The sequence below is a fragment of the Variovorax endophyticus genome, from assembly GCF_025376855.1.
Lineage (GTDB): Bacteria > Pseudomonadota > Gammaproteobacteria > Burkholderiales > Burkholderiaceae_C > Variovorax.
Window position 1 is genome coordinate 64,843 of record NZ_JAHUTH010000032.1, and the last position, 13,157, is coordinate 77,999.

General features: G+C 70.3%; 10 protein-coding genes. 4 read left to right on the forward strand and 6 right to left on the reverse strand.

Features of this window, described 5'->3' with window-relative positions; translation table 11 throughout:
* Positions 1-33 precede the first annotated feature (33 nt).
* The 3 genes from KV106_RS32225 to KV106_RS32235 all read right to left on the reverse strand — a co-directional run bounded on the left by KV106_RS32225 (position 34) and on the right by KV106_RS32235 (position 2,771).
* Positions 34-906, reverse strand: a complete 873-nt coding sequence (locus KV106_RS32225) for an isocitrate lyase/PEP mutase family protein (RefSeq protein WP_261215388.1) — start codon at positions 904-906, stop codon at positions 34-36.
* 81 nt (positions 907-987) lie between these two features.
* A complete protein-coding gene (locus KV106_RS32230) occupies positions 988-1,503 on the reverse strand; it encodes a LeuD/DmdB family oxidoreductase small subunit (protein WP_261215390.1) in 516 nt (171 codons plus the stop codon).
* Complete coding sequence (locus KV106_RS32235) at positions 1,500-2,771, reverse strand: 3-isopropylmalate dehydratase large subunit (protein WP_261215392.1); 1,272 nt, start codon at positions 2,769-2,771, stop codon at positions 1,500-1,502. The genes KV106_RS32230 and KV106_RS32235 overlap by 4 nt, the downstream gene beginning before the upstream one ends.
* 123 nt (positions 2,772-2,894) lie before the next feature.
* Between KV106_RS32235 and KV106_RS32240 the strand changes: the two genes are divergently transcribed.
* Complete coding sequence (locus KV106_RS32240) at positions 2,895-3,740, forward strand: IclR family transcriptional regulator (protein ID WP_261215394.1); 846 nt, start codon at positions 2,895-2,897, stop codon at positions 3,738-3,740.
* Between the two features lies 1 nt (position 3,741).
* On the opposite strand, the gene KV106_RS32245 is transcribed toward KV106_RS32240, so the two are convergent.
* Entirely contained in the window at positions 3,742-5,004 is a 1,263-nt protein-coding gene (locus KV106_RS32245) for a helix-turn-helix domain-containing protein (RefSeq protein WP_261215396.1), read from the reverse strand.
* A 133-nt stretch (positions 5,005-5,137) separates the two neighbouring features.
* Here KV106_RS32245 and KV106_RS32250 point away from each other — a divergent pair, with 133 nt between their 5' ends.
* A complete protein-coding gene (locus tag KV106_RS32250) occupies positions 5,138-7,267 on the forward strand; it encodes a PQQ-dependent dehydrogenase, methanol/ethanol family (RefSeq protein ID WP_261215398.1) in 2,130 nt (709 codons plus the stop codon).
* A gap of 27 nt (positions 7,268-7,294) precedes the next feature.
* Here the strand turns inward: KV106_RS32250 and KV106_RS32255 are convergent, their stop codons facing one another.
* Positions 7,295-8,275 (reverse strand): response regulator transcription factor, encoded by a 981-nt coding sequence (locus tag KV106_RS32255; RefSeq protein WP_057591244.1) that lies wholly within the window; start codon positions 8,273-8,275, stop codon positions 7,295-7,297.
* A gap of 188 nt (positions 8,276-8,463) precedes the next feature.
* Between KV106_RS32255 and KV106_RS32260 the strand changes: the two genes are divergently transcribed.
* Positions 8,464-10,593: a carboxypeptidase-like regulatory domain-containing protein gene (locus KV106_RS32260; RefSeq protein ID WP_261215401.1), complete on the forward strand. Its 2,130-nt coding sequence runs from the start codon at positions 8,464-8,466 to the stop codon at positions 10,591-10,593.
* Positions 10,594-10,675: 82 nt separating this feature from the next.
* Here KV106_RS32260 and KV106_RS32265 read toward each other — a convergent pair whose 3' ends face one another.
* On the reverse strand, positions 10,676-11,653 hold the full coding sequence (locus KV106_RS32265; RefSeq protein WP_261215403.1) for a tripartite tricarboxylate transporter substrate-binding protein: 978 nt from the start codon (positions 11,651-11,653) through the stop codon (positions 10,676-10,678).
* Between the two features lie 263 nt (positions 11,654-11,916).
* Here KV106_RS32265 and KV106_RS32270 point away from each other — a divergent pair, with 263 nt between their 5' ends.
* A complete protein-coding gene (locus tag KV106_RS32270) occupies positions 11,917-13,098 on the forward strand; it encodes a M48 family metallopeptidase (RefSeq protein WP_261215405.1) in 1,182 nt (393 codons plus the stop codon).
* Positions 13,099-13,157: the final 59 nt, after the last annotated feature.

The window sequence follows — 13,157 nt, forward strand, 5'->3', positions numbered from 1 at the left end:
GATTCTTCTGATGGGAAAACGGACGGGGCCGGCTCAGCGGACCTCGTAGTGCGCCTGCCGCTCCTCGAGTGCATGCCAGCCGATGATGTGCTTGAAGTCGGCCATCGAGGTCTGGGCGAAGGGCAGGTCGGCGAAATCGCCCGAGCGGCGGCGCGCGAGCTCGCGCAGGTTGGCCTGCACCGTGTGCACGGTGGTCAGCAGGCCCGCGATCGGATAGCTCGCGAAGGCCGCCACGCTCTCGATCTGTTCGCGCGTCAGCGCCGTCATCCAGGTGCCGGCCATCAGCATCAGCGACAGCCGGCGGCCGCAGGCCTCGCGCAGCTGCACCAGCTGCTCGTAGCGCTCGAAGGTGCGCGAGATCGGCTGGATCAGGTCGGCGCCGGCCTCGGCATAGCGCGCGGCGCGCTCGAGCGCCTCGCCGGGGTCCTGGGCATCGGTGCGCGCGACGATCAGCAGGTCGGGGTCCTGGCGCGCATCGAGCGCGGCCTTGATGCGCGCCACCGCGTCGTCGATGGACACCAGCGTGGAGGGCGCCGCCGCGGCCGGGCAGCGCTTGGGGCTCAACTGGTCCTCGAGCTGCAGCGCCGCGGCGCCGGCCTTCTCGAACTCGCGCACCGCCCGGCCCACGTTGAGCACGCTGCCGTAGCCCGTGTCGGCGTCGACGAAGATCGGCTTGCGCACCACGTTCGCCATGCGGTTCACGGTGGCGACGTTCTCGCTCAGCGTGTAGAGCTCCATGTCGGGCTGGCCCAGCAGCGCGGCGGAAACGCCGAAGCCGGTGCTGAAGATGCCGTCGAACTCGGACTGGTCGACCAGCAGGGCCGACAGCGCGTCCTGCGCGCCGCCGAACCAGAGCGTCGGGCCGTGGGTGATGCGCTGGCGCAGGGCCTGGCGGGATGAAGTCATCGTGTGTCTCCAGAAAAAGGGCGTGGCGACCCGACATGGGCGCTGCGCCATGAACTCGCTGCAAGGGAAAAGAAGAAGGGCTCAGCTCGCGGGGACCACGCGGCGCTTCAGGTAGGGAATGAGTCCGCCCGCGTCGAGCATGCCGCGCTCGGATTCGGAGAAGGGCTGCAGCATCAACGTCTGGCCCGAGCGCAGGTTCCTCACTTCGTTGGTGTCCCAGTCGACCGTGAGCTCGTCGCCGCGCGCCGTGGCCGCGCGGATGCCCGGGCAGCTCACGAGCGGAAAGCCCATGCTGGTCTCGCCGCGGAAGAAGCCCGGCGAGAAGGATTCGGCGATCACAGCGGCGATGCCCAGGTGCCGCATGGCGCGCATGGCCGGGTAGTGCGGATGGCCGTAGCCGAAGTTGTGGCCGCCGACCAGCAGGTCGCCCTTGTGCACGCCGGCCGCGAAGCCGGGCATGTAGTCGGCCATGGCCAGCGCGGCCAGTTCCTTCACGTCGGTGATCTTGATGTTGCGCACGCCGACGATCAGGTCGATGTCGTAGTCGTCTTCCTCGAAGACCCAGGCCGCGCGGCCGCGCAGGTTCTCGAGGCTCATGCGGAAACTCCCTCGCGCGCCGCCGCCAGGTAGGGCCGCGGATCGGCGATGCGGCCCTCGAGCGCCGAGGCGGCGACCACGGCCGCGTTGCAGATGTAGATCTCCGAATCCACGCTGCCCATGCGGCCCGGCGTGTTGAGCGTGCCGGTGGACACGGCGCGCTGGCCGTCGCTCATGGTGGCGATGCGGCCGAAGCAGTAGTCGCAGCTCGGCGAGCTGATGAAGGCGCCGGCCTCGACCAGCACCTCGATCAGCCCCTCGCGCGCGGCCGCCGCCATGATCGCCTTGGAGGTCGGCACCACGTGCAGCTGGAAGCCCGGCTGGATGCGGCGCCCGCGCAGCACCTCGGCCGCGATGCGCAGGTCTTCGAGCCGGCCGCTGGCGCACGAGCCCAGGTAGCCGGTGTGCACCTCGATGCCGGTGTAGTCCTGGAGGTCGCGCGTGTTGGCGGGGCTCGGCGGGATCACGACGATGGGCTCGAGCGCCGAGACGTCGATCGTCACCACGCGCTCGTAGGCCGCATCGGCATCGGGGTAGACCGGGTCGAGCGCGATCTTCGAGCGGCCCTGCACGTAGGCCAGGGTCTTCGCATCGGGCGCGATCAGCATCGTGGTCGCGCCCAGGAACATGGCCTGGCCGCAGAGGGTCTGGCGGCCCTCGATGCTCATGGCGTCGATGACGGGGCCGCAGAGCTCCACCACCTTGAAGCGGCAGGAGGCCGGGCCCATCACGCGCACCATGTGATGGAACACGTCGCGCGCCATCACGCCGGGTTGCAGCGTGCCCGTGAGTTCGACCTTGACCGTCGCGGGCACGGTCAGGGTCAGCGTCTCGGTCACGAAGGACTCGAGCACGCCCTTGCGCGCGCCGAAGGCGAAGGTGCCGAAGGCGCCGAGCTGGCTCACGTGGCCGTCGAAGTGCACGGCGAAGGCGCCCGGCGTGGCATAGCCGAGCTCGGCCGCGACCTGGTGGCCGATGCCCTCGCGCTCGTGCACCGGCACGCCCTGTTCCTTGCCCCAGGCGCGGGTGATCTTGTGCAGCTCCTCTTCCTTCGGCGCGGTGGCCGGCACCATGTGGTCGATGAACAGCACGAAGCGCTCGGGGCTCGCGACCTTCTCGATGCCGAAGTCCTCGCGCGTCTCCTTGAAGAACACGTCGGTGTAGCCCGGGAAGTCGTAGGCGATCACGAAATCGGGCCGCGCCGTGATCTCCTCGCCCGGCGCCACGCGCGGCCGGCCGGCGGCGCGGGCCAGGATCTTCTCGGTCATCGTCTGGGGCATCTTGTTCGGCTTTCGACTTCCACGATGTGGCAGTCCTTGGGTTTCGATCCACCGATTACAGTCGAGGGAAATTCTTCCCCATTGGGGAGCAACCCGAATTACTGCCGCATCGTGGAAACTAAACGCCGCACCACCGCCAAGACCGCCCCGCCGCCGGCCGCCGCCGCGCGTTCGGGCACGCAGAGCATCGAGCGCGTGGTGGGCATGCTGCGCGTGGTGGCCTCGCGCGGGCGGCGCGGCATGCGCATCGCCGATGTCGTGAGCCTCAGCGGCCTGCCGATGTCGACCTGCTTTCGCATGCTGCAGCGGCTCGAGGTCGAGGGCCTGCTGGTGCGCGACCTGCTCACGCGCAAGTACCACCTGGGCCCGCTGCTGCACGAGCTCGGCATGCTGGCCCAGCCGCGCTACCACCTGAGCGAGTTGTGCGAGCCGGCGCTGCGCACCGTCGCCGAACTCACGCAGGACACGGTCTACCTCAGCGAGCGGCGCGGCCCCGAATCGATCTGCACCAGCCGCGCGCTCGGTGCCTATCCGATCAAGGCGCTGACGCTCGACGTCGGCATCCGCCGGCCCATGGGCGTGGGCGCGGGCGGCCTCGCGATCCTCAGCGCGCTGCCGGAGGCCGAAGCCGAACTGATCGTGGCCGCCAACGAGGCGCGCTATGCGAAGTTCGGCGCCGCCTTCGCGCCGGGCTTCCTGCGCGAGGCCATCGCGCAGACGCGCGCTCAGGGCCATTCCTTCCTCGACAGCGCGGCCACGCCGGGCGCGGCCGCCATCGGCGTCGCCTTTCCGCCCGACAACCCGATCGCGGCCGTGAGCGTGGCCGCGATCTCCAGCCGCATGGGGCCGGCGCGCCGCGCCGAGGTGGCGAAGATCATCGAGCAGCAGGTGCGCGCGATCTGCGTGCTGCTCGAATCGCAGCCGGTGGAGGCGGGCTCGGGCCGCGAGGGCGAGTGAGCTAGGCGTCGCCGGGCTCGTCGCTCCCCTGTTCCCAGCCGCGCAGCCGCCGGTACAGCGTGCCGCGCGACACGCGCAATTGCCGCGCCGCCTGCGACACGTTGCCGCCGTGCGCGGCCAGCGTCTCCTCGATCAGCTTGCGGCTGTGCTCGCGCAGCGTGCCGGCCTGTGGCGCGGCCGGCGCATCGGCGGACTGCTGCTCCGGCGTGTCCTCCTGCTGCATCTGCTGCGGCGGCTCCTGTGCCGGCGCCGGTGCCTCGACGCGCTGCGCCAGCGCCACCGCGTGTCCGAAGTCGACGCCATCGGCCCCTTGCAGCCGCGCCTGCACCCACACGCCGAGCCCGCTGGCCAGCCGCAGCGGCTGCGCCGACTCGCGCCGGCCCAGCCGCAGCAGGCTCGCGAGGTCGAGGCCCAGCAGGCATTCGACGCCGCGCGCATCGGGCTGCTCGGGCAGGTGGCCGATGAGCCGCGCCCCCGCGCCGTTGAGCCAGGCGATGGTGCCGTCCGACGCGATGCCCGCGAGGCCCTCGAGCGGCGTGCCCAGCAGCGTGGGGCTGGCCTGGAAGCGCAGGATCAGCTGCTCGCGCGACTGCGCCTGCAAGAGGCGGTTCTCGATCGTGGTCGCATAGAGCGCCACCATCGAGGCGGCGTCGAAGCCGAAGCGCTGCGCCTCCACCGTGAGGTCGAGCACGCCCGCGAGCCGGCCGTCGATGCCGCGGATCGGTGCCGCGGCGCACTGCATCTCGCGCAGCACGTCGAAGTAGTGCTCGGCGCCGTCGACCGTGCAGGCCAGCCCGGTGCTCGCGACGATGCCCGGCGCGGTGGTGCCCACCACGCGCTCGGAGATGTTCACGCCCACGCGCGCGGTCTTGCGCAGCACCGGCTGGTGCGCGGGCGCGGACTCGTGCGTGACGTGCACCACCACGCCGTCGCGGTCGGTGAGGATCACGCGGCAGTCGGTGCCCGCGAGCGAATGCTCCATGGTCGCGAGCTCCTGGCGCGCCACCTCGAGCAGCTCGCGGTTGCGCGCCAGCGTGGCATGCAGCCGGCTCGGCGTGACGGGATCGAAGGGCACGATGCGCTGGCGGTCGCTGTGGGTGCGGCAGCAGCGCATCCACGACTGCAGCACCGCTTCGCCGACGAGGCCCGAGGGCCGCACGCCTTCCTCGAAGAACTGCTGCCGCGCGAGTGCCACGCGCTGTGCCGGCGTGGTGGCGAAGAGTTGGCGCGGCGCGTTCGCCGTGCCCAGCCTGTCGAGGGTCATGTGCCATCGCCTCCGTGGGGTACCGGGACCAGCATCGAATGTGTTCCGCAATGGAACAGCACCGGATCGGGGAAATCCCGAAGGTGAACGCGCGCGCCGCCCGGACGATTCTCTGGGCACAAGGAGACCCACGATGACCCGAAGAAGGAATTCCTCCGCGCTGGCGGCGCTGGCCGCCGCATGGCTGTTCGCGCTCGCATCGATCGCCTCGGCGCAGGGCAGCGGGCCCTCCGCCCAAGACCGTGCCGCGGCGGCCGCCCGGCGCGTCGACGGCGGCTTCATCCGCGCCAACGCGGCGCAGAAGCAGACGCCCGACTGGCCCAGCATCGGGCTGGACTACGCCGAGACCCGCTTCAGCAAGCTCGACCAGGTGAACGCCGGCAACGTGAAGCAGCTCGGCCTGGTCTGGTCGTACAACCTCGAGTCCACGCGCGGCGTCGAGGCCACGCCGCTGGTGGTCGACGGCATCATGTACGTCACGGCCTCGTGGAGCGTGGTGCATGCGATCGACACGCGCACCGGCCAGAAGCTGTGGACCTTCGATCCCGAGGTCGATAGGTCCAAAGGCTTCAAGGGCTGCTGCGACGTGGTGAACCGAGGCGTTGCGTTGTACCAGGGCAAGGTCTACGTGGGCGCGTTCGACGGGCGCCTGATCGCGCTCGATGCCGCCACCGGCCGCAAGCTCTGGGAGAAGAACACCATCGAGGGCCAGAAGGGCAGCTACACCATCACCGGCGCGCCGCGCGTCTTCAAGGGCAAGGTGATCATCGGCAACGGCGGCGCCGAGTACGGCGTGCGCGGCTACATCACGGCCTACGACGCGGCCACGGGCGAACAGAAGTGGCGCTGGTTCACCGTGCCCGGCGACTCGGCCAAGCCCTTCGAGGACGAGGCCATGGCGCGCGCCGCCAAGACCTGGGACCCCGACGGCAAGTACTGGGAGGCCGGCGGCGGCGGCACCGTGTGGGACTCGATGGCCTTCGATCCCGAGCTCAACCTGATGTACATCGGCACCGGCAACGGCTCGCCCTGGGCCCACAAGGCACGCAGCCCCAAGGGCGGCGACAACCTCTACCTGGGCTCGGTGGTCGCGCTCAACCCCGACACCGGCAAGTACGTCTGGCACTACCAGGAGACGCCCGGCGACAACTGGGACTACACCTCCACGCAGCCGATGATCCTGGCCAACATCAAGGTCGACGGCAAGCAGCGCAAGGTGGTGCTGCATGCGCCGAAGAACGGCTTCTTCTTCGTCATCGACCGCACCAACGGCAAGTTCATCTCGGCGAAGAACTTCGTCGAAGTGAACTGGGCCACGGGCTACGACAAGAACGGCCGGCCGATCGAGATCGCCGCCGCGCGCCAGAACGAGAAGCCCGGCGACAGCATCCCCGGCCCCTTCGGCGCGCACAACTGGCACCCGATGTCCTTCAATCCGCAGACCGGCCTGGCCTACCTGCCCGCGCAGCACGTGCCGCTGAACCTGATGGACGACAAGGACTGGAAGTTCGACCAGAACGCGCCGGGCCGCCCGCATGCCGCGCTGGGCTGGAATACCGGCAAGTTCGCCAACGTCGAGCCGCCCACGAGCAAGCCCTTCGGTCGCCTCGTGGCCTGGGATCCGGTGAAGCAGAAGGAAGCCTGGGGCGTGGACTATGTGTCGCCGTGGAACGGCGGCACGCTCACCACCGCGGGCAACCTGGTGTTCCAGGGCACGGCCGACGGCCGGCTCGTGGCCTACGACGCGCGCAACGGCGACAAGCTCTGGGAGACGCCCACCGGCACCGGCGTGGTCGCCGCGCCCGCCACCTACATGGTCGACGGCAAGCAGTACGTGTCGGTGGCCGTGGGCTGGGGCGGCGTGTACGGCCTCGCGCAGCGCGCCACCGAGCGCCAGGGCCCGGGCACCGTCTACACCTTCGCGGTCGGCGGCACGGCCAAGATGCCGGACTTCGTGCAGTACCGCATGAGCAAGCTGGTGCAGGGCGTGAAGTACGACCCGGCCAAGGTCCAGGCCGGCACCATGCTCTACGTCAGCAACTGCGTCTTCTGCCACGGCGTGCCCGGCGTGGACCGCGGCGGCAACATCCCGAACCTCGGCTACCTCGATTCCGCCTACATCGAGAACCTCGACAAGTTCGTGCTCAAGGGCCCGGCGATGGCGCGCGGCATGCCCGACTTCACGGGCAAGCTGTCGGCCGACGACATCGAGAGCATCAAGGCCTTCATCCAGGGCACGGCCGACGCGATCCGGCCCAAGTAGCGCGAGGGCCGCGAATGGGCGCGCCGTTCAGCCGGCGCGGCCCAGTTCCTGGATCAGGCCGGCCACGTTGCCGACCTCGAGCTTCTCGTAGATCGACTGGATGTGGTTGCGCACCGTGGCCGGCGCGCGGTGCAGCATCGCCGCGATCTCCTTGTGCGTGTTGCCGCGCGCCACCAGTTGCGCGATGGTGTGCTCGCGCGGCGTCAGGTCGTCGGCGCGGCAGCGCGCGCGGCACTTGAGGAACAGCAGCCGCTGCTCGACGTGGTGGCTCGCGACGAGGGCGCGGCCCGCATAGCGCGGCTGCCCCTGCAGGAAGGCCTCGAGCATCGCGCCGGGCAGCGTGCGGCCGTGCCAGCCCGGCCATTCGCGGCGCAGCAGTTCCTCGAAGGCGCTGTCGGCGTGGTAGAGCACGCCGTGCAGGTCGCCGATGGCCGAGCCGCCGGGCGTGCCGCCCAGCGGGGCCTCGAGCCGGTCGAGGTGCACGATGCGGTTGAGCGACAGCGCCTGCATCGCATGCGGCGCCAGCGCCGACAGCAGCTGCGTCTCCTCGGGCGTGCCATGGGCCTCGGCGTCGGCGCGGAACAGCGTGATCCAGTGCACCAGCCCGCTCGCGGCATTCACGTCCGAGGTGATGAAGAAGTTGGCCTGCTCGTGGCGCCGGCCGTGCTCGCGCAGCGCGCCCTGGTGCCGGCCCGAGAACCAGGCGTCGGCATTGAAGGCCAGCGTGGTGCGCGGGCGGCGCGCGACCTCGGCGGCCGCGGTGTCGAGGTGCTTCACGCGCTCGTAGCTCTCGATCATCTCCATCGACTGGTTGTGCAGGTGCAGCGTGTGGATGTCGATGCCGGCCGTGCCGCGCGAGGCCGTGCCCCACATGCAGGAGTCGAAGGGCAGCACCGGCTTGATCAGCTGCAGCGCCGCGTCCTGGAAGTCGTCGATCGGCAGTTCGTGCGCGTGTCGGTACAGCCGCAGCAGGAGCCCGCTGAAATCTTGTAGCCCGGGAGTACTCATCGGGTTCGATCTTCGGAAGCTGGCGCCGCTCACGCATCACCCGTTCAGGGGAGGGCGCGGGATGTGTGAATGGTGCATTTGCACCATTCGCCGAGCGAAAACGAAAGATATCGTTTCCGCAGTCTCCGGATTCACCGGAGCCGATCCATCCCAACCCCGACAACACCAAGAGAGAGAGGAGCTCGACCATGTCCCTGCCCGTGCGAAGAATCCCCCTGGCCCTGTCCGCGATGACCCTCGCGCTGCTCGCCGCCTGCGGCGGCGGTGGTGGGGGCGGCGGCGGCGGCTTCGGCTTCATCCCGCCCTCCTCTTCCGGCGGCGGCACCACGCCGCCGGCCGCATCCACCACCACGCTCAGCGGCACGGCCGCCACCGGCGCGCCCTTCGCGGGCGCCGCGCTCACCGTGTTCGACCAGACCGGCGCCAAGGTCTGCGAGGTCCGCACCGGAGACGACGGCCGCTACAGCTGCACGCTGCCCGCGGGCACCAAGGCGCCGCTGGTGATCCAGGCGGTGCGCGACGACCTCGTGCTCTACAGCACCACCGCGAGCAGCGCCACCGGCACCGCCAACGTCACGCCGCTGACCACCGTGGTGGTGTCGCGGCTCGCGCCCGGCGGCGATCCCGCGAAGCTGCTCGAGGCGGTGCAGGCCAACGCCGGCACGGTCACGGCCGGCACGATCGGCGCGCAGGTCAAGCAGCTGCTCGATGCGCTGCAGCCGCTGCTGAGCGCGCTGGGCACCACCATCGATCCGATCGGCGGCGCCTTCAGCGCCGACGGCACCGGCCAGGACCGCGTGCTCGACACCCTGAGCGTCTCGGTGCGCCCCGACGGCAGCGCCGCGAGCATCGAGATCACCGTCAAGTCGCTGCCGGCCGGCGAGGACAGCGCGCCGGTGTCGCTGGTGTTCCGCAGCGGCGATGCGCGGATCGAACCCTTGCCGGCGATCTCCGCCGAGGCCGTGCAGCAGCCGCCCACGCCGCAGATGGTGCAGGCACTGCTCGAGCGCCTCAACGCCTGCTATGCGTTGCCGCTCGCGCAGCGCGTGAACAGCACCGTCAACGGCGACGGCAATGCCTACGGCGACGCGTCGAACGTGGTCGCTCCGGCCTGCCGCACGCTGTTCGTGGGCGACGACCCGGCCAACTTCGTCTCGTTCGGCGCGCGCATCGGCCGCGTCGAGAGCGGCGCGCGCCGTTCCTTCGAGAGCCTGTTCCGCGCCGGCCCGACCAACCTCAAGCACGACCGCGGCAACTTCGAGTACTTCTACGCCAACGGCGATGTCGCGCTCACCTACCGCTGGACCGACGTGCTCGGCAACACCGACAACGACGTCTTCAACGCGCGCATCGTCGGCGGCGCGCTCAAGCTGGTCGGCAACGAGAACGCCTACCGCGCCAGCGTGCGGCCGCACCTGGACATGAAGGATTTCCTCAAGCACCAGAACCTGGTGTTCCATTCGGTCGGCTACACCGTCAGCGTCGACAACCGGCGCGACGCGCAGGGCAACCCGCTGTTCTCGAAGGTGGTGGCGACCTCGACCGCGCTGCCGGGCCGCTCGCTGGTGCTGGTGCCCAACGGCAGCATCACCACGCTGGTGCTCACGGCCGACGGCTCGCAGGGCGGCACGCCGCTGGCTTCGCCCGTGTGGCGCATGGCGGCGCAATACCGCGACGCCACGCAGGCCGGCAGTCCGTCCGACATCGACAGCGGCAACCTGTTCGCCGCACCGGCCTTCACCGACGCTCAGCTCGCCGCGCTGCCCGACCAGGCCGTGTGGCGCCTCGAGTTCTTCCATGTCGACCCCGAGCGGCCCAACGTGGTCCAGTACGCGCGCACCTTCTCGCGCGTGCCGACGATCGCCGAGGCGCGCGCGGCCGCGCTGGTCGAGCTCACGCCGGCGCTGCGCGCCGAACTGCTCGAGGAGACCCGCAACACCGGCCGCGGCCTGGTGTTCCCGGCCATCGATCCCAACGACCCCTCGTCCAACAACGTGGACTTCAGCGCCGCCGGCAACACCGACGGCTGGAGCGTTCCCTCTGGTGCCTATGCGCCGATCTCGCTGGGCATCTTCGGCCGCGCGCCGGGCAACACCGTGCGCTACAGCGAGAGCGTGACGCTGCGCTCCAACCTGCGCAAGGTGATCGCCTACTGCCAGCCCTCGGGCGCCCAGGACACCCACTGCGCGCCGGGCACCGGCAGCAACCGCCAGTACGCGCAGGGCACCTCGATCAGCAACTTCGTGTTCACCGCGCGCACGCCGCGCCTGGTCGACCAGCGCCGCAGCTTCGAGCTCTGGACCGTGACCCAGCCCTGACGGCGCACGAGCGGCCATGAAAAAGCCGCCTGGCCCCGCGAAGGGCCAGGCGGCTTTTCTGTTTCTGCGAAGCGATCGGCGCTCAGTCGGCGTAGACGCCGGCGGCCTTGATGATCGGGCTCCACTTGGCGATCTCGGCCTGCACGAACTTCTTGTGGCCATCGGGCTCGATGCGGCCATCGACCGCGACCACGGCGCCCAGCGCTTCTTCCTTCTTCAGGAAGTCTGGGTCCTTGAGCGCGACCTTCAGCGCGTCGTTGAGCTTCTTCAGCACCGGTGCCGGCGTGCCCTTGGGCGCGTACAGGCCGTGCCAGATCGTGACCTGGAAGTCCTTCAGGCCCGACTCCTGCAGCGTGGGCAGGTCCTTGAGCAGCGGCACCGTCAGGCGCTTGGGCGTGGTCACGGCATAGGCCTTGACCTTCTTGCCCTCGATCTGCGGCGAGGTGTTCGTGGTCTGGTCGCACAGCAGGTCGATCTGGCCGCCGATCAGGTCGGTGATGGCCGGAGCCGTTCCCTTGTAGGGCACGGGCGTCATCTCGGTCTTCATCGCGCTCTGGTAGAGCAGGCCGCACAGGTGCGAGGCCGAGCCCACGCCCGCGTTGCCGAGGTTGATCTTGCCCTTGTTGGCGGCGATCCAGTCGGTCAGTTCCTTGTAGTTGTTGGCCGGCAGGCTGGGCTTGGCGATCAGCGTCATCGGCACGTCGTTGATGATGCCCAGGTACTCGAAGTCGCTCTCGACCTTGAACGGCACGTTGCGCACCAGCGTCGGGATGGTCGACATCGCGATGTGGTTGAGCAGCAGCGTGTAGCCGTCCGGTGCCGCGCGCGCCACCTTGGCCGCGCCGATCGAGCTGCCCGCGCCGGGCACGTTGTCGATCACCACGCTGGCGCCGCCCAGCGGCTTGCGCAGCGCCTCGGCCAGGTCGCGCGCGACGCGGTCGGTGGGGCCGCCGGCGGCGAAGGGCACCACGATGCTGATGGGCTTGCCGCTCGGGTAGTCCTGGGCGTGGGCGCCGATGGCAACAGCGGCGATCGCCGTCAGGGCTAGCAGTTTTTTCATGGAGAGGACCCCCGGAAGAGGAAAAAGGAATGAAGGGAAATTGAAAGCGGGCGCGATCTTAAAGGCTGACCATGCGCTGACGAATCCCCACAAGCCCTAGTCCACACGGCGATGCGGGAAGAGGCTCCTGCGGAAGGAGGGGCGCCACCGTCGCGCCGCGCGGCTCGGGCATGATGTTTCCCTGGGAGACGCGCCATGGGGGGCGCGCATGCCGCAACGACGGTGCGGCCCGCCGGGCCGCGACAAAAGAAGGGAAAACACACATGGATCCTCTGGTCTATCCGCGCGAGCGCACGCTCGGCGCGATCACGCTCGTGCTCGGCCTGCTGGTCTGGCTGGCCCTGCTGGTGGGCACCTTCGGCATCCTGCTGCTCTACCTGCTGATGGGCTTCATCGGCTACTGCTTCGCGCACTCGGCGCTGATCGCCTGGATCAAGGGCACCGGCGTGAAGCTCTCGCCGACCCAGCTGCCCGAGCTCAACGCGCGCTTCGAGGCCTGCTGCGCGCGCCTGGGCATCGCCAAGCCGCCCGAGGCCTACCTGCTGCACGGCGACGGCATGTTCAACGCCTTCGCCACCCGCTTCCTCGGCCGCGACTTCGTGATCCTGCTGTCGGACGTGGTCGACGCCATGGAGCCGCAGCCCGACGGCATCAACTTCTACATCGGCCACGAGCTCGGCCACATCCGGCGCAAGCACCTCACGGGCCACTTCTGGCGCGCGCCGGTGCTGTGGCTGCCGCTGCTGGGCGCGGCCTATGCGCGCGCCAAGGAATACACCTGCGACCTGCACGGCGCCGCCTGCTGCGAGCAGCTCGACTCCGCGCCGCGCGCGCTGCTGGCGCTGGCCGCCGGCGCGCACCAGTGGCGCAACGTCGACATGAACGCCTATGCGGCGCAGTCGCGCGCCAATGCCGGCTTCTGGGGCTCGTTCCACGAGGTGGTCGGCGGCTACCCCTGGCTCACCAAGCGCGTGGCGCGCGCCATCGATCCGGCCGCGCGCCTGCCCGAGCGCAATCCCGCGGCCTACCTGCTGGGCCTGTTCGTGCCCTACGCGGGGCGCGCCGGCGGCGGCGCGCTCGGCATCCTGGTGACGGTGGCCGTGATCGGCATCCTGGCCGCGGTGGCGCTGCCCGCCTACCAGGAGTACCAATCGCGCGCGGTGGTCGCGCAGGCCTGGGCCAACGGCGCGCCGGTGCGCCTCGCGCTCGCCGAGTACTACCGCGAGAAGGAGGAGATCCCCGAGAGCCTCGAGGCCGCGGGGCTGAGCGACACCCTGTCCGACGGCACCGCGCTGCGGCTCGACAGCGACACCATGGTGGTCGAGGTGCAGACCGCGCGCGGCACGCTGCTGATGGAGCCCGCGCCCGCCGGCGACGGCCTGCGCTGGACCTGCGGCGCCGGCGAGGGCCTGGCCGAGAAGGCCCTGCCCGCGAGCTGCAAGTAGGTCTTCAAACCCGAGCCGCACGCGCGGATTTGGCGCGCACGGCTTGCGGCCCGGGCCCG